The sequence below is a fragment of the Actinomyces bovis genome (genome assembly GCF_900444995.1).
In the GTDB taxonomy this organism is placed as follows: domain Bacteria; phylum Actinomycetota; class Actinomycetes; order Actinomycetales; family Actinomycetaceae; genus Actinomyces; species Actinomyces bovis.
The window spans coordinates 92,153-108,011 of sequence record NZ_UAPQ01000007.1 but is presented as its reverse complement, the minus strand read 5'-3'; the positions used below and the strand labels follow the sequence as shown (position 1 = coordinate 108,011).

Annotated in this window: 16 protein-coding genes; 15 read left to right on the top strand and 1 reads right to left on the bottom strand. The window is 61.9% G+C overall.

All coding sequences use genetic code 11. The annotated features are described in order from the left end of the window. Nucleotides 1–131 precede the first annotated feature (131 nt). The 15 genes from DR039_RS06110 (at nucleotide 132) to DR039_RS06040 (ending at nucleotide 14,236) form a co-directional block, all read left to right on the top strand. Nucleotides 132–1,022: a carbohydrate ABC transporter permease gene (locus DR039_RS06110; protein WP_111836671.1), complete on the top strand. Its 891-nt coding sequence runs from the start codon at nucleotides 132–134 to the stop codon at nucleotides 1,020–1,022. A 13-nt stretch (nucleotides 1,023–1,035) separates the two neighbouring features. Continuing rightward, the gene (locus DR039_RS06105; RefSeq protein ID WP_111836525.1) at nucleotides 1,036–1,974 is read left to right on the top strand and encodes a carbohydrate ABC transporter permease; all 939 of its coding nucleotides are present in this window, start codon (nucleotides 1,036–1,038) and stop codon (nucleotides 1,972–1,974) included. A 112-nt stretch (nucleotides 1,975–2,086) separates the two neighbouring features. Further along, nucleotides 2,087–2,938, top strand: coding sequence for an SDR family NAD(P)-dependent oxidoreductase (locus tag DR039_RS06100; protein ID WP_111836524.1), 852 nt, complete (start codon nucleotides 2,087–2,089; stop codon nucleotides 2,936–2,938). Nucleotides 2,939–3,013: 75 nt separating this feature from the next. Then, complete coding sequence (tpx, locus tag DR039_RS06095) at nucleotides 3,014–3,511, top strand: thiol peroxidase (protein ID WP_111836523.1); 498 nt, start codon at nucleotides 3,014–3,016, stop codon at nucleotides 3,509–3,511. 73 nt (nucleotides 3,512–3,584) lie between these two features. Continuing rightward, nucleotides 3,585–4,154, top strand: coding sequence for an orotate phosphoribosyltransferase (gene pyrE / locus DR039_RS06090; RefSeq protein ID WP_111836522.1), 570 nt, complete (start codon nucleotides 3,585–3,587; stop codon nucleotides 4,152–4,154). Between the two features lie 156 nt (nucleotides 4,155–4,310). Continuing rightward, nucleotides 4,311–5,225 carry a DUF3800 domain-containing protein gene (locus DR039_RS06085; RefSeq protein WP_170166923.1) on the top strand — a complete coding sequence of 305 codons (915 nt, stop codon included), beginning with the start codon at nucleotides 4,311–4,313 and terminating at the stop codon, nucleotides 5,223–5,225. Then, nucleotides 5,222–5,899, top strand: coding sequence for a TrmH family RNA methyltransferase (locus tag DR039_RS06080; protein ID WP_111836520.1), 678 nt, complete (start codon nucleotides 5,222–5,224; stop codon nucleotides 5,897–5,899). The genes DR039_RS06085 and DR039_RS06080 overlap by 4 nt, the downstream gene beginning before the upstream one ends. A gap of 92 nt (nucleotides 5,900–5,991) precedes the next feature. After that, nucleotides 5,992–7,014: a class II fructose-bisphosphate aldolase gene (gene fbaA, locus DR039_RS06075; RefSeq protein ID WP_111836519.1), complete on the top strand. Its 1,023-nt coding sequence runs from the start codon at nucleotides 5,992–5,994 to the stop codon at nucleotides 7,012–7,014. Between the two features lie 316 nt (nucleotides 7,015–7,330). Continuing rightward, complete coding sequence (locus tag DR039_RS06070; protein WP_111836518.1) at nucleotides 7,331–8,692, top strand: ABC transporter substrate-binding protein; 1,362 nt, start codon at nucleotides 7,331–7,333, stop codon at nucleotides 8,690–8,692. A gap of 130 nt (nucleotides 8,693–8,822) precedes the next feature. Beyond that, nucleotides 8,823–9,668 carry a carbohydrate ABC transporter permease gene (locus tag DR039_RS06065; protein WP_111836517.1) on the top strand — a complete coding sequence of 282 codons (846 nt, stop codon included), beginning with the start codon at nucleotides 8,823–8,825 and terminating at the stop codon, nucleotides 9,666–9,668. Continuing rightward, a complete protein-coding gene (locus DR039_RS06060; RefSeq protein ID WP_111836516.1) occupies nucleotides 9,665–10,573 on the top strand; it encodes a carbohydrate ABC transporter permease in 909 nt (302 codons plus the stop codon). The genes DR039_RS06065 and DR039_RS06060 overlap by 4 nt, the downstream gene beginning before the upstream one ends. Before the next feature lie 123 nt (nucleotides 10,574–10,696). Beyond that, nucleotides 10,697–11,338: a MusI family membrane protein gene (locus tag DR039_RS06055; protein ID WP_111836515.1), complete on the top strand. Its 642-nt coding sequence runs from the start codon at nucleotides 10,697–10,699 to the stop codon at nucleotides 11,336–11,338. A gap of 127 nt (nucleotides 11,339–11,465) precedes the next feature. Next, on the top strand, nucleotides 11,466–12,161 hold the full coding sequence (locus tag DR039_RS06050; RefSeq protein ID WP_111836514.1) for an ABC transporter ATP-binding protein: 696 nt from the start codon (nucleotides 11,466–11,468) through the stop codon (nucleotides 12,159–12,161). Beyond that, nucleotides 12,158–13,150 (top strand): hypothetical protein, encoded by a 993-nt coding sequence (locus DR039_RS06045; RefSeq protein ID WP_111836513.1) that lies wholly within the window; start codon nucleotides 12,158–12,160, stop codon nucleotides 13,148–13,150. Before DR039_RS06050 ends, DR039_RS06045 begins: the two co-directional genes overlap by 4 nt. 171 nt (nucleotides 13,151–13,321) lie before the next feature. Beyond that, a complete protein-coding gene (locus DR039_RS06040; protein ID WP_126622343.1) occupies nucleotides 13,322–14,236 on the top strand; it encodes a hypothetical protein in 915 nt (304 codons plus the stop codon). A gap of 119 nt (nucleotides 14,237–14,355) precedes the next feature. On the opposite strand, the gene DR039_RS06035 is transcribed toward DR039_RS06040, so the two are convergent. Then, the gene (locus DR039_RS06035; RefSeq protein ID WP_174887825.1) at nucleotides 14,356–15,741 is read right to left on the bottom strand and encodes a hypothetical protein; all 1,386 of its coding nucleotides are present in this window, start codon (nucleotides 15,739–15,741) and stop codon (nucleotides 14,356–14,358) included. Between the last annotated feature and the right edge of the window lie 118 nt (nucleotides 15,742–15,859).

Genomic DNA, 15,859 nt, shown 5'->3' with positions numbered 1-15,859 from the left:
CCCCGCGGCGCCCTTCCCTGGCACCACTCCTTTGAGCAAGGACCCGACGTATGACCATTAAAACGGCGCAAACACCAGAGGCCGATAACCTCACGGAGCATTACGAACCCACCGCAGCCAATCTGCGCGCAATGCGCGCCCGCAGCCGCCGCAACAGCCTCTTCGGCTGGACTTTTGCAGCCCCCTTCACGCTGTTCTTCGCTGCAACCTTCGTGGTGCCGATCATCGTGTCCATTCAGCAGTCCTTCTACCAGTCGAAGGTCTCCGGGGGCGGTCCCTACGGCGGCGGTGAGCGCGTCACCAGCTTTGTGGGCCTAGAGAACTATGCCAATGTGATCACCAGCTCCACCTTCTGGACGGGCGTCGGCCGAGTGGTCCTGTACGCAGCCTTCCAGATTCCAGTGATGATTGGCGCGGCGCTCATCCTTGCCCTGATTCTGGACTCTTACCTGATTAAACGGGTCACCGTCTTCCGCCTGGGATTCTTCCTGCCTTACGCCATCCCCGGCGTCGTGGCTGCCATGGTCTGGCTGTATATCTACAGTCCCCAGCTATTCCCCCTGTCAGACCTGCTGGGCATTAACTTCTTCTCTAAGAACACGATCCTGGCGTCGATGGCCAATATGACCACCTGGACCTTCACCGGCTACAACATGCTGGTCTTCCTGGCCGCCCTGCAGGCGATCCCCCAAGAGCTCTACGAGGCCGCCCGGCTCGACGGCGCCTCCGGCCTACAGGTAGCCACCAAGATCAAGATCCCGATGGTCTCTGGCGCCGCCCTACTGACTGTGCTGCTGTCCATCATCGGCACGATTCAGCTCTTTAATGAGCCCACGGTTATGGCCTCCGGCCAAGCCTGGATGGGTAATTCCTACACGCCCATGATGATGGCTTACAACACCATGATGAGTTCGCCAGGGGATCAGCACATGGCCTCCGCCATCTCAATTGTTATGGCCTTGATCGCGGGCCTGCTGGCTGCGATCTACGCCGTAGTCCAGCTCAAGCTCAACAAGAAGTGAGGGGGAAGCAAAAATGAGCACTGCAACTGTTGCCAAAGCCCGGCGTGGCCGCAAGGTGGCCAAGCTGCCAGATGGCCGCGAGTACTACCCCTCCAAAGCGGATCACGCCCAGTCGCTGGAACCCTCCACCATGACCAAGGTGATCACCCGCGTGGTGCTGATCCTGGTGCTGTTGTACTTCATCGTGCCGATCTACTGGGTGGTGGTTTCCTCCACCAAGTCCAACGGCGACCTGCTCAACTCCAACGGCTTCTGGTTTGCCGATAACTCCATTGCCGCCAACTACAAGGCTTTGATGGAGTGGACCGGCGGCCAGTTCTGGCGTTGGGTGGCCAACTCTGTCTTCTACTCGACGGCGGCCGGCATGGTGGGCACGCTCATTTCCGTCATGGCTGGCTACGGCATGAGCAAGTTCAAGTTCCGGGGCTCCAATATGCTCCAGGGAACCGTGATGGTGGGGCTGCTGCTGCCTATCTCTCTGCTAACCATCCCGCTGTACATCGTGATGCACTCTCTAGGGCTGACAGACACCATCTGGTCCATCATCATTCCCTCTTGCGTGAGCCCCTTTGGGGTGTTCCTGGGGCGCATGTATGCGGAGGCTTCGGTGCCTGATGAGTTGCTGGAGGCCGCCCGGATCGACGGCGCCGGCGAGTTCCGCATCTTCTTCACCATGGTGCTGCGCCTGCTAGCTCCGGCAATGGTGACCATCTTCCTGTTCATCTTTGTGGCCACCTGGAACAACTTCTTGCTGCCGCTGATGATGGTGACCAACAATGTGGAACTCAAACCCGTCACCCTGGGCCTGTACGGCATGATGTCCTACTTCGACCCGGTATACGGTGCCGTGCTCCAGGGGGCGCTCTTTGGCGTGCTGCCGCTGGTGGTGCTCTTCCTGGTGCTGCAGCGTTTCTGGCAGGCCGGTCTAGCTGCGGGTGCAGTCAAGGGCTGAGTCTGGTGCAATGACTCCGGGACGCCGTCGGTGATGCATGAGCGCCGACGGCGTCCCGGCGTCTAAGCGCCTTAATGACCAGAGGGCCTGCGGCGACCATTAATCTTGGGGCATGGGAACCGCTTTAATCACCGGGGCAAGCGCTGGCATTGGCGAAGAGTTTGCCTGGCAGTTAGCAACCGCCGGGCATGACCTGGTGCTGGTGGCGCGCAATGAGCAGCGTCTGAACACCTTGGCAGCGGAGATTAGCCAAGCCGCTGGCGTTGGGGTGCAGGTGCTGCCCGCCGATCTCTCCATCCCAGAAGACCTAGAGCGGGTGTCCGCACGCCTGCGTGCCGGGGCGCCGTTAGGGCAGCGCCCGCAGCTCGTTTCTGGTGGCGCGCCCTGTGAGACGGTGCCCCACACGGCAGCGGATGTGGAGGGGCGCTGCGTGGACCTGCTGGTGAACAACGCGGGCTTCGCCGTCGGCCAGGCTTTTGTGGGGGGAAAGCTGGACCAAGAACTGCGCGCCCTAGATGTCATGGTGCGTGCCGTGCTGGTACTAAGCCACGCAGCCGTGCCGGGCATGGTGGAGCGCGGGCACGGCGCCATTGTGAACGTCTCCTCCATGGTGGCACTGACCGCCATGGGCACCTACGCCGCCCACAAGTCCTGGGTGCGCACCTTCACTGAGGGCCTAGCCTCGGAGCTGCACGGCACGGGAGTTACCGCCACCTCCGTGCACCCCGGCCTGACCCGCACCGAGTTCCATGAGCGGGCTGGAATGCCGGAGGAGAACTGGCCCGACGCCGTCTGGCTGGAGGCGGAGCAGGTAGTTGCAGAGGCTCTGAGGGCGGTGCGCCGCGGTCAGGTGCTCTGCACCCCCAGCCTGCGTTACCGCAGTGCCAATGCCGCCCTGCGCCTGGCGCCGCGCTGGTTTGTGCGCCGAGTGGCGGGGCACAGTTCGCCAGACCTGCAGTACTGAAGCGCTGAAGCAAGTGGGATATCTCCACTAAATTGCCCCCTGGTGTGTTGTGGCAGCAACGGCCATGATGTGCCCATGGCTGAGATTCTTGTACGTGGTACCCCTGTTCACACCGTCGGCACTCTTCCTGCCACCGGAAGCAAAGCGCCGGACTTTGAACTGGTAGGGGCGGACCTGGCGCCGGTCAGCAGCCAGGATCTGGCAGGCCGCCGCGTAGTGCTGAATATCTTCCCCTCCATTGACACCGGCGTCTGCGCCATGAGCGTGCGCAAATTCAACGAAAGCGCTGCCGCGCTAGAGAACACCACCGTCCTGTGCATCTCCATGGACCTGCCCTTCGCAGCGGCCCGGTTCTGCGGTGCTGAGGGCATTGACCAGGTGGTTACCGCCTCCGCTTTCCGCTCCACCTTCGGTAAGGACTACGGCGTAACCATGAGTGATGGTCCGCTGGAGGGCCTGCTTTCGCGCTCTGTGGTGGTGCTGGACGTTGACGGCACCGTGCTGCACCAGGAGCAGGTGGGGGAGACCGCCAACGAGCCCGACTATGAGGCTGCAATCGCCGCTTTGGCGTGAGGGGTAAAGCCTAGGGGGCAGCGGCTGCTGGTAGTTGGTGCTCGACGCCGCCGGCAGCCGCTAGCCTGGTTGCGTGAGCAGCAATGATTCTCCCCGCGCCCGCTTAGCTGAACTGGTCAACGAGCTGGCGGTGGTGCGCGGCAAAGTGACCTTGGCATCGGGCCTGGAGTCCGACTTCTACGTGGATATGCGCCGCGCCACCCTCCACCATGAGGCGGCGCCGCTGATTGGTCACGTGATGCTGGACCTGCTGGAAGAGGCTGGGCTATGGCCGGATGAGGTCTGTGCGGTTGGTGGTCTGACCATGGGGGCGGACCCGGTGGCCACCGCCATGCTGCACGCGGCGGCGTCGCGCGGCTTGGACTTGGATGCCTTTGTGGTGCGTAAAGCCGCTAAAGACCATGGCATGAAGCGCCGTATCGAAGGTCCGGAGGTGGCAGGACGCAAGGTGGTGGTGCTGGAGGACACTTCCACCACCGGTGGCTCCCCGCTGGAAGCGGTGGAAGCCCTGCGTGAGGCCGGTGCGGAAGTGTTGGCTGTGGCCGTGATCGTGGACCGGGCGACTGGCGCCCAGGAGCGTATTGAGGTTGCTGGACTGCCGTACTACGCCGCTCTGGGCCTAGCGGACCTAGGCCTAGCCTGAGCTTCTGCACACTTGAACCCGACTGGTAGTAGGCGTTAAAGTTTACAACGGTAGCGACCCTTGAGATACGGGGCGCGCGCCACTTCGGAGCCCGCGCCATGTGCGCGGGCTTCTGCATGACCGGAACTGGTATGCCAGTTGAACAAGGGGAACTCAGTGCTGATCGCATACCTTGATGAGTTTGGCCATATTGGCCCATTTGTTCGTGCCGGGCACCCGAAGTACGGTCAGCACCCGGTGTTCGGATATGCGGGATATGTCCTTCCTGCCGCTAGCGTCAGGTCTTTTGGTGCTCGGTTCAAGGTCGCGAGAGATCGCTTATTTAAGACCGATATCCTTGCCGCGCCTTCTCCGCATCAATGGGAGAAGAAGGGGTCTGAATACTTTACGACGGGGAGCATTCAAAAACGGCCAGAACAGGTAAGGGTCTTTAGGTCGCTTGTGGGTGCTCTGCAGAAAGAAGGAGGAAAACTCTTTTTCTATGGTGACGAGAAACCTATTGGTACCCTAAAACAGACTGGCGAGGATTCAGGTACGCGGACGGTAAAAGCCCTGCGGGAAACTATCAATAGACTGTGTACTTATGCAGAGAATCAGAGTGAAGAGCTTCTCGTCCTGATGGATGCGATCACGGAGAAGAGTCGACAGGAGCTAGTAGCTCAAATGTATGCACATATCTACAGTCGCTCTAGGCCCTCGCGCGATCATGAGGAGATGCGACGTATTGTTGAGGCGCCACTCCATGTTGATAGTCGACTCAATGTTGGTATTCAGTTCGCGGACTGGGTGTGCGGGTTGCTGACAAGACTATCGCACTGGCAGATCGTTGAAGGTTCTGAATTTGGTTGGGCGAGTGAGCGGTTCGCCGACACCCTTAAGGATTCTTTCACCTTCGATTCAAAAATACGTCGGTTAGAGGAGGGGGATATTTATCGGTCCTCTATTCTTAAATTGGGCGAGCGAGCATATTCTGCTTACTCTGTAGGTATAAGACTCGATGTTCCGCGAGACTTCTACGCCAAGCTCCGGGAATCGGCGCAGATGAGGCAGAAGCCAGGAGGCTCTGCATGACTCAGGCGGATTACTGGGCCCAGTTCCCACCGGATGTGGACGCCCCTGCCGATATACGCGAGGTCGGCGTCGGTCCCTGGCCTGGCGGAGTATCCGCCTGGCCCACAGACCCGCGCTACGACGTCGAACTGCTGCGCGACGGCGACCGCCGCAATGTTGTGGACCAGTACCGCTATTGGAGCGTGGAAGCGATCCGCGCTGACCTGGCTGCCCGCGCCCACCCGCTACATGTAGCGATAGAAAACGTCGCGCAGGACCTCAATATTGGCTCGATCGTGCGCAGCGCCAACGCCTTCAACGTGGCCGGGGTGCATATCGTGGGGCGACGCCGTTGGAATAAGCGTGGCGCCATGGTCACCAACCGCTACCTGGATGTACGCCACCATGCCGAGCCCGCGAGCCTGCTGGCTTGGGCGCAGGAGCACAACTACGAGGTGGTGGCTATAGACAACGGTCCCGGTGCGGAGCTCATTGAGCGGGCAGCGATGCCGCAGCGTTGCCTCATGATCTTTGGTTCCGAAGGAGAGGGCATAAGCGCAGAACTGCTGGCTGGGGCCAGCCGCCTGCTGCGGATCGGGCAGTACGGCTCTACCCGCTCAATCAACGTGGCCGCTGCGGCCGCCGTCGCAATGCACAGCTGGGTTCTGCAGCACGGTGGAGAGCCCACGTCCTGATACAGGACCAACAGCCGTGCTCACGCGACGCCGAAACGTGAAACAATCAGGCACGCATCACTGCAACTGAACTCACTACCAGGAGGCACCCAGTGGCCATCGCAACCCAGGAGACCTACAACGACATGCTTGACCGCGCTAAGGCCGGCAAGTACGCCGTCCCCGCGATCAACGTCACCTCGTCCCAGACCCTGTCCGCTGCCCTCAAGGGCTTCGCCGACGCTGAGTCTGACGGCATCATCCAGATCTCCAACGGTGGTGCTGCCTACTGGTCCGGCTCCTCCCGCCTGGACCGCGTAAAGGGCTCCATCGCCTTTGCCACCTACGCGCGCGCCGTCGGTGACCTCTACCCCGGTGTCGTCGGCCTGCACACCGACCACTGCCCCAAGAAGCTGCTGGCTGACTGGATCCACCCGCTGCTGGAGATCGAGGCCGAGCAGGCCAAGCGCGGTGAGCAGCCGATGTTCAACTCCCACATGTGGGACGGCTCTGCCGAGTCCCTGGAGGACAACATCGAGATCGCCGTGGACATGCTGGCCCGTTCCAAGGCTGCCACCACCGTGTTGGAGATTGAGATCGGTGCGGTCGGCGGTGAAGAGGACGGCATCACCGGTGAGATCAACGAGAACCTCTACACCACCCCCGAGGCCGCTAAGGCTGCCGTGGATGCCCTGGGCCTGGGCGAGAACGGCCGCTACATCACCGCTCTGACCTTCGGCAACGTGCACGGCTCCTACAAGCCTGGCTTCGTGAAGCTGCGCCCCGAGATCCTCGGTGACATCCAGGAGAAGGTCGGTGCGCAGGTGGGCAAGGACATGCCCTTCGACCTGGTTATGCACGGTGGCTCCGGCTCCACCGATGAGGAGATCGCTACCGCGGTGCGCAACGGCGTCATCAAGATGAACGTGGACACCGACACCCAGTACGCCTTCACTCGCCCGATCGTGGACCACATGTTCAAGAACTACGACGGCGTGCTGAAGATCGACGGCGAGGTCGGCAACAAGAAGGCCTACGACCCCCGCGCCTGGGGCAAGCTGGCTGAGGAGGGCATGGCTGCCCGCGTCGTCGAGGCCTGTGAGCGCCTCGGCTCCGTTGGCTCCGCCCGCCGCTGAGCCCGCTTCCCGGCGCCGCTCCGACGGCGTCGGGAAGCTGAGCTGCTGAGCTCAAAACTGCAGGGTCGGTCCCGGTGGTCTGATGGCCCCGGGGCCGACCCTGCTGTTTCCGTGGCGACTAGCTGTCTGATATGCCTGCGGAGCCGCGGGTTCTGAGGCACAATAGAGTGCTGCGGACCACAGACATGCAAAGCTTGCAGCAAGATTTAGGTATATGTGCAAGAATAGGGGCGGCACCACACTCTGGCGCTCGGCTCTCAGCCGACGCTCACACGGATCCCCAACACGTGCCCCGGATGTCCAAAGGAGGACACTCATGCAACTCATCTCCCGTCGAATGATGCTGGGTGGAACTGCTGCTATGGCAGTCGCCACAACCCTGGCTGCCTGCTCCAAGAGCTCCGGTGGTTCAGGCGGTTCCGGTGGCTCCGACGGCGGCACCGGCTCCGTCTACCTGCTCAACTTCAAGCCGGAGGCAGAGGAGGGCTTCAAGGCCCTGGCCGAGGCCTACAAGAAGGCCAAGGGCGTTGAGGTCAAGGTAGTCACCGCCGCATCCGGCAAGTACGAGGAGACTCTCACCGCTGAGGTCGCCAAGTCTGACCCGCCGACCATCTTCAACGTCAACGGCCCCGTCGGCCTGGCCAACTGGGAAGACTACGCCTCTGACCTCACCGACTCCGAGGCCGCTAAGGCCCTCACTGACGACTCCCTGGCTCTCAAGGGCAATGACGGCAAGATCTACGGCGTGCCGCTGGCCACCGAGGGCTACGGCCTGATCTACAACAAGGCGATCCTGGACAAGTACTTTGCCATGGAGGGCGCCAAGGCCAAGAGCGTTGACGAGATCAAGGGCTTCGCCAAGCTCAAGGAGGTCGTCGAGGACATGCAGGCCAAGAAGGCCGAGCTCGGCATCGACGGCGTCTTCGCCTGCACTTCCCTGGCCCCCGGCGAGGACTGGCGTTGGCAGACCCACCTGGCCAACTACCCGGTTTACTACGAGCTCAAGGACCTCAAGGCCACTGACTCCAAGGACCTCAAGCTCACCTACTCGGACAACTACAAGCAGATCTTCGACCTGTACCTGCAGAACTCCACCGTTGAGCCTTCTGCCACCTCCGGCAAGGCCGTCACCGACTCCATGGCTGAGTTCGCACTCGGCAAGGCCGCCATCGTGCAGAACGGCAACTGGGGCTGGTCACAGATCGCTGAGGTTTCCGGCAACACCGTCAAGGAGGAGGACGTCCACTTCATGCCCATCTACGTGGGCGTTGAGGGTGAGGACAAGTCCGGCATTGCCCTGGGCACAGAGAACTACCTGACGGTAAACGCGAAGGCCTCGGACGCCTCCAAGAAGGCCAGCACGGAGTTCCTCAACTGGCTGTTCACCGACGCTGAGGCGGCCAAGATGCTGGTGGACAAGTCCGTCGTCTCCGTGGCTCCCTACAAGTCCTTCGGTGACCTCACCCCCGCCGACCCCTTGGGCAAGGAGCTCGCTGGGTACATCAAGAAGGCGGACACCATGTACCCGATCAACTGGGTGTTCCAGACCTTCCCGAGCCAGGACTTCAAGGACCAGCTGGGCCAGCACTTGGCGCAGTACGCCTCTGGCAAGGAAGACTGGAACGCGGTGAAGGACCACTTCGTTACCGGTTGGGCCAAGGGCAAGTCTCAGAAGTGATCCGCTGACCCACGCGGCGCTACCCTAAACGACGGCGCCCGGCAAAGCCCTAGTCGGGCGCCGTCGTCACACCACCGAATCAAGACCCACTCCTATCCTGGCAATGACGCCAGGCATGGCAAGAGGAATCATGAACCGCGCTTTAAAGAAGTACTTCCCAATATTTGTAGGGCCAACCCTGCTGGCCTTCCTCATCGCCTTCATAGTCCCGTTCTTTATGGGCCTGTACCTGTCCTTCACCAAGTTCAAGACGCTCGATAACGCCAAGTGGGTAGGTATAGACAACTACATTGCTGCCCTGGACTCGGATTCTGGCTTCCTATCTGCCTTGGGTTTCACCGTGATCGTCTCGGTGATCTCCATCATCACCGTGAACCTAGGGGCCTTCACCCTGGCTTACCTGCTCACTCGCAAGCTCAGGGGCACTAACTTTTTCCGCTCAGTGTTCTTCATGCCCAACCTGATTGGCGGCATCGTCCTGGGCTTCACCTGGCAGGTCATGCTTAACGCCGTCCTGAAGTACTGGGGTCAGACCATTGTCAACGACTGGCGACTGGGCTTGGCGGGCCTGATCATGCTGGTTAACTGGCAGCTGATGGGCTACATGATGATTATCTACATCGCGGGCTTGCAGAACGTGCCGCCGGAACTCATTGAGGCTGCACAGATCGATGGTGCTGATGGCTGGCTGACCCTGCGCAACGTGACCATTCCAATGGTTATGCCTTCGATTACCATCTGCCTGTTCTTGACCCTGGCCAACACCTTCAAGATGTTTGACCAGAACCTGGCCTTGACTAACGGCGCACCCCTGGAGAAGACCTCGATGGCTGCGCTGAACATCTACAAGACCATGTACAACCTACGGGGCCGCATGGGTGTGGCCCAGGCGGAGGCCGTCATCTTCTTCCTGATTGTCTCTGCTATCGCGCTTATCCAGCTGCGCGCCACTCGTGCGAAGGAGGTCGACGCATGAGCGCCGCCGTAACTGCCACCAAGACCGACGCCGTCGCCGCGAGCAATTCCGCACAGGTGGTTGCTCCGGCGGAGAAGAAGGTGGGCAAGAACCTGCTGACAGCTTTGCTGTCGGTGCTGTCCCTGATCTGGATGGTGCCGCTGTTATTCATCCTGTTCAACTCCTTCAAGGGACGTTTCTTCATCTCTAACAGCCCCTTCTCGATCCCCATGGGAGAGACTTTTGCGGGCGTCACTAACTACGCCAACGGTCTGAAGCTCCAAGGCTTCGCCCGCGCCATTGGTTGGTCTTTGTTCATCACCGTCGGCTCAGTGGCCGTGATTGTGTTCCTGACGGCAATGACCGCCTACTACATCACGCGAGTGAAGACCTGGTGGACCTCGCTGATCTACTACGTCTTTGCCTTCTCCATGATCGCTCCCTTCCAGCTGGTCATGTTCCCCACCTCTAAGGTGGCTGACACGCTTGGGTTGGCGACGCCGTGGGGCATGATTGCGCTCTACCTAGGATTCGGTGGAGCACTGTCCGTGTTCCTGTTCGCGGGCTTCATCAAGTCCATTCCGATGGAAATTGAAGAAGCCGCCTATATGGACGGCTGCTCCCCTCTGCAGAGCTACTTCAAGGTGGTTATGCCGCTGCTCAAGCCCACGGCTGTGACGGTGGCAATCCTGAACACCATGTGGGTGTGGAACGACTACCTGCTGCCGTATCTGGTCATTGGCCACGACGAGCGCTACAAGACCATTCCGATCGTCATCCAGGCCCTGACCGGCTCCAACGGCAACAAGGACCTGGGTGCGCAGATGGCCATGCTGGTGCTGGCGATCGTCCCGATCGTGATCTTCTACCTGTTCGGGCAGAAGCACATCATTGAGGGCGTTGCTGCTGGCGCCGTCAAGGGCTGAACCTCGTCCCTGCCCGATCCTGCCCGCCGTGAGCACGCGACTCTCCTCGTGCTCACGGCGGGCAGTTGTTTTCCGCCGCGGCCCCCTTTTGCGGTGGCCTCCGAAGGACTGGAGAATCGTCCTGTGTCCCGCCTACTGAACCTGGATTCACCCTTCTATCGCGCCTATAGTGCCGCCGCCGACCTGGTGATAGTCAATGTGCTGACGCTCCTGGGCTGCCTCCCGGTGGTGACGGCAGGTGCTTCCCTGACAGCTTGTGCTCGCGTGGTGGCAGATATGGTGCGTGAAGAGGAGGGCTACGTGCTGCGCACCTGGTGGCGGGCTTTTAGCGGGGCGCTGCGTCAGTCCTTGGGCTGGTGGCTGCCTTTGCTGGGATTGCTGGCGCTGGGGCTGTGGGAGGCCCGACTGTTGGGGTCGACGACGTCGGCCACTGTAGGTGGCGGGCTGAGCGGTCTGCTGCTGGCTGGGCTGGTAGTGCTGCTGGGGGTGCTGGTGTGGCTGGTCCCGCTGAGCGCCGTCTTTGACAACACCTTGCCCGCACACCTGAGCAATGCCCTGCGCTTGGCGGTGGGGCGGCTGGACCTGACCGTGGCCTGCCTGCTTGTGCTGGCGGCCCCCGTGACGCTGGCCTGGTTGGCTCCAGACGCCTGGGCGCCCTTGGCCTGGTTCACGGTCTTCCTGGGCGTGGCCTTTGGCGCCTACCTGATAGCGCTGCTGCAGCGCGGGGTGATGGACCGCCTGCGGGGTGGCAGCGAAATAGTCTGACAACGCGCGATACTGTAGATACCTGCTTGCGATGTGCCGTGCGTGCCTGCGTCAATATCCAATACGGTCCTGACCGGTGCTCGCACTGGGGCTGAGTTTCATTGGCAACACACCAAGGAAGGTGTCTATGGTCGAGATCCCTCCGCCTCCCGCAAGGACGGCGCTTCTGGAGGTGGAGGGGCTCTCTTTCACCTACCCCGGCAAGACCGTGTTGGATGCTGTAAATCTCACCGTACGGGCCGGAGAAGCAGTCACGGTGATGGGAGTATCTGGCAGCGGCAAGTCCACACTCCTGTCCATCATCCTTGGGCTGCTCAAGCCCACGGCGGGAACAGTGCGCGTCAAAGGTGCGACGGTACGGGGCGGCCTAGGCCGAGAAATCACGCGCCTGCGGCGTCAAGAAATCGGCGTGGTCTTTCAGGACAGTCACCTCCTGGCAGCACTTAGCCCCTTGGAGAACACCATCCTGCCGGCGCTTGTGGCTGGAACCCCTGGACCCCAGGCCCGCGAGCGTGCCACCACTTTGCTTGATGAGCTTGGCGTGGGAAGCCTGGAGCGGCCCGTCGACGCAATGTCAGGAGGTGAGCAGCAACGCGTGGCTATCGCCCGCGCGCTTATCAACTCCCCGAGTCTTCTACTGGCAGACGAGCCCACCGCCTCCTTGGACTCCGGCAACCGGCAGGTGGTCATGGACCTCCTGCTAGACCAGGTACGCCGTCGCGGTTGCGGCCTGCTAGTGGTCAGCCACGACCAAGCTGTTGCCGACACTACGGACCGGGTCCTGACCTTGGAGGGAAGCCACCTGAACGGAGAAGCCTCATGAGCTCGGACCAGCTCACCGGCCTGGCCCGCCTGGCGCGAGCTCTCCGTGTGCAGCACCGCCGTGCAGGCTTCAAAGGGGCTTTGTACGTGGCAGCCATCGGCACATTACTCACCTGCCTCGGACTGATCGCCTTATGCGTCCTGAGTTCCTCCGTGACGCTGCGGGAGAACAGATCTGCTGCTGCGGCGCCTGTGATCGCTACTGATCCCACCGCAGCCAAGCTCCTCTATCAGCACGCCTACGCAAGCATCGACGACCACCCGGTATTCCTGGCGGTGATCGAGCCCCTGACCGCTGATGCCCCTCTGCCCCCGGGGATCAGCCATTGGCCTGAGCCTGGAGGAGCGCTGGTATCACCGCAGCTGGCAGAGGAGCTGCGCGGGCCTCGGGCCAACAGTTTCGGCCAAGTGGTAGGCACCATTGACCGGGTGGCTTTGGAGACGCCTACGGAGCGTCGCGTCTACTTCCGGCCTGTCCCCGGAACGTTCCAGGCCCAGATGATGATGCCTGTGACCGGATTCGGTTCAGCTGACGCCGTGCTGCTACACGGCGTCGGCTACTTGTACGGCGCACCGTTGTCGCGTTCTGCGGCAGTCCTCCTAATTGGGGTCGTGCTGCCAGGGCTGCTGACGGTGGCGGTGGGCGCGGCCATCGGTGCGGAGCATCTGCGCGGGCTTGGGGCCATGCTCGCCACCATGGGCCTGCAGCGGCGCCAACTGGCCTGGACCGATCTGGGCGAACACTTACCTGCCTGCCTAACTGGGGCTGCTGCTGTCAGTGGGGGTGGCGGTTTGTGCGCGGCTCGTGGTCAGAAGCTTGGGGCGCCGACGCCGATGGGGCCTCAGGGGAACAGTCCTAACCGTTTGGGTGCTTCTTCTCCTGGCTGCAATATGTCTTCCCAGTTGGATGGCTGCCAGCCCATTCAAACCGCATGTTGTGACCCTGTGCACCTTGGCGCTCGCACTTCTGTCCTGGGCGCCGGTATCTAGCGTCTGTGCCTTGTGCGGACAGGCACTGGCACAAATTGGTCAGCGACTACCTGCCCCCAGCATGATCGTGGGCGGCAGGGTGCTGCAGCATCAGTCCTTGCGCAGCTCCCAAGTGGGTAGTGATGTTGTGCGCTCATCATCGCCGGTGTGGTGCAACTGTGGGCGGGAGCCATGGGCAGTATCCAGATGCTCTCCCTGGAGAACCGGCAGGCCTATGGCACCACGGTCCTGGACATTCGAGATGGCGAGCGCCGAGACCTGAGCGTCTTGCTACATCAGTTGCCCGACGACGTCGGGGTAGTCAAAACCAATCTGGTGGACGAACGTCAAGGTGGGGAACCAAAGGTCTTCCTCACGGCGGCATGCCCGGTGCTGGAGAGCTTGGAACTGCCCTGTGGCACTGAGGTAGACCCGGCAACGGTGCAGATCACCAGTCCCTTCCACCGCTACCTCAGTGACGGCGCTAGCGCGGCGACGGTGACGGCATCCTCGCTGCTTAGCGCCCCGGCGTTCGCGCAGGAACCAGGGGCGCAGCCAGAAGGCACTGTCAAGATCCTCCTGGTCTCCCGCAGCCGCCAGAACCTGGATGTAGATGCACTCCAAGAGATCTTCACGCAAAAGCTTCCAGGAGCCGTGGTTTCCGAACACTCTTCCTGGGCGGAATCCGGTGCGGATGTCCAGCTGGACGCCTCCTGGGTGATGCTGCTGGGAGCTATCGGGCTCGGTGGACTGTTTATCGCACTGGCCCTGACAGTCGTAGCCGATCACCGAGCACTTAGCACCACCCTGGCACCCATCGGCTCGGTCACCAGCAGTCGCTCCCTGTCTGCCGGTGCCGCCGCCTGGGCCACAGCAGTACCTCTGCTGACAGCCGGGGTACTAGGGGTGCTCGTCTACCGGGCCGCCTCCCTGGGGATGGAGCTTGCCTACGGGGCGGCGGATGCATATATGTGGCAGGCGCGTCCGGCTTTCATCCGTGGTGGCCTGCTCATAACAGCAGCCACTGCGCTGCTGGCGGGGTTGCTGGCAGCGCGAGTGGCCGCAGGGCTCGTGCGCTCCTGGCGGCCCGGAGGACAAAGAGAATAAGCGGGGGCAGCGGCATAGTTGGCGGCAATATGCGGAAACAGGCAGGTGCCCCGCCCGGAGAGAAGAGCGGGGCACCTGCCTGTTGGCACTAAGCGCTGGAGGAGAAACTGCGGGCAGCCTCAGCCTTTGTGGTCGTGGTCGTGGCCTGCTTCGCCCTCGTGCTTATGATCCGCCTCGCCCTCGTGCTTGTGCTCGTGGCCTGCGGCCTGGCTGACCTCGGCGTCGATCACCACCATCTCGTTGGGCACCACGCCCAAGTCCAGGCTAGTAAGCAGCCTGCCCTCGGAGATCTGCACAATGTGCAGCTTCTTGGTGGCCGGATCCGTGACATAGGCAAAGTCCCCGACGGTCTTCACATTCGGCCCCGGCTCCTGCCACTTGGCGTTCTCCGTCCAAGGGGTCACCACATCAACCTGCTTGGTTACCGTGGCGCTAGCCATATCGATAATGTTGAGCTTGCCGTCATTGGTGAGCACCACGCCCTCACCGGCGGCCCCTCGCCCGAAGGAACGGAACCAGTACGCCGAGCCCAGCTCAACAGTCGTGGTGGTGGCGTCAGTGGTGTTGATAATGCCCACTTTGGTGGGGTGCTCCGGGTCGGCTCCCTCAACCGGTTTGACGGTCTTGTAGTCCGTCAGCACGTAGGGGGAGTCGTGGTGACCGAACTGGTTGCCGGAACGCTGGTACTCCTCAGGCACAGAAACCTTGTGGAACTGGCCGCCGCTGAATACCACTGAGCCGTTGGTGCAGCCGAAGCTGGCCACATCCTCGCCTTTAGCAGTGGCCTCACCGTGAACGCCGGGGCAGTCGGTGGTTTCAGCGGCGAAGCTGCCATCAGGCTTGCGCTCGTGAACGGTGTGGCGCTCTTCCGCAGTGCCCTCGGTTACCAAGGTGTTGCCGTTGCTAAGCGGCACAGCGACGCCGTGATGCGGCGTGGCCGTCTTGAACTCGGTCAGTTCCTCTTTGCTGAGCTGGCCGTCCTCCAGGGCCTTGAGGTCAAAGCTGGTCACGGTGCCGGTGCCGTCCGCGAATAGTGCAGTGCGTCCGGCATTGGTGACGACGTGCCCGGCCTTGTCTGCGGCGACGACGGAGCCGGTGAGCTTGGGGGTGGAGGTGTAGTAGTGGAAGTGGTCCCCGTGAGGCTGGAGGATCAGGCCTAGGTCCAGCACCTCAAAACCGGCGGAGGAGGTAACGATCGCATGGCGGTTGTCCCCGGCGGGGTTCAGGCGCAGGAAGCCTTCCTTCTTGATGTCCGCCACGGTCTTGCCGCTGGCAGTGTCAATCACCAAGATGCCGCCGTCGTAAGCAATTGCTGCGCGCGGGTCCAGGTCCTTAACCTCGGTGGGAGCCTCGGAGGCGGCCTGGGTGGCTGCGGCGGAGGCTGCCGCAGTGGCTGTAGCGCTGCTGGAAGTGGTCTTGCCATTGCTGCCGCAGGCGGCCAGGGACAGTGTCAGGGCGATGGCCGATGACAGGGCCAGGGAACGGGAGTACGCATGTGTTCTCATACTGAAAACGATAATGAGAATCAGTTAGGCTGGCAATCCTTTGTCATGGTGCGTACGTCACCCTGCCGGCGTCAAGCTCAGCCCAAGCTTTGGGCTCGGCAGCGCCAGCGGGCAGCAC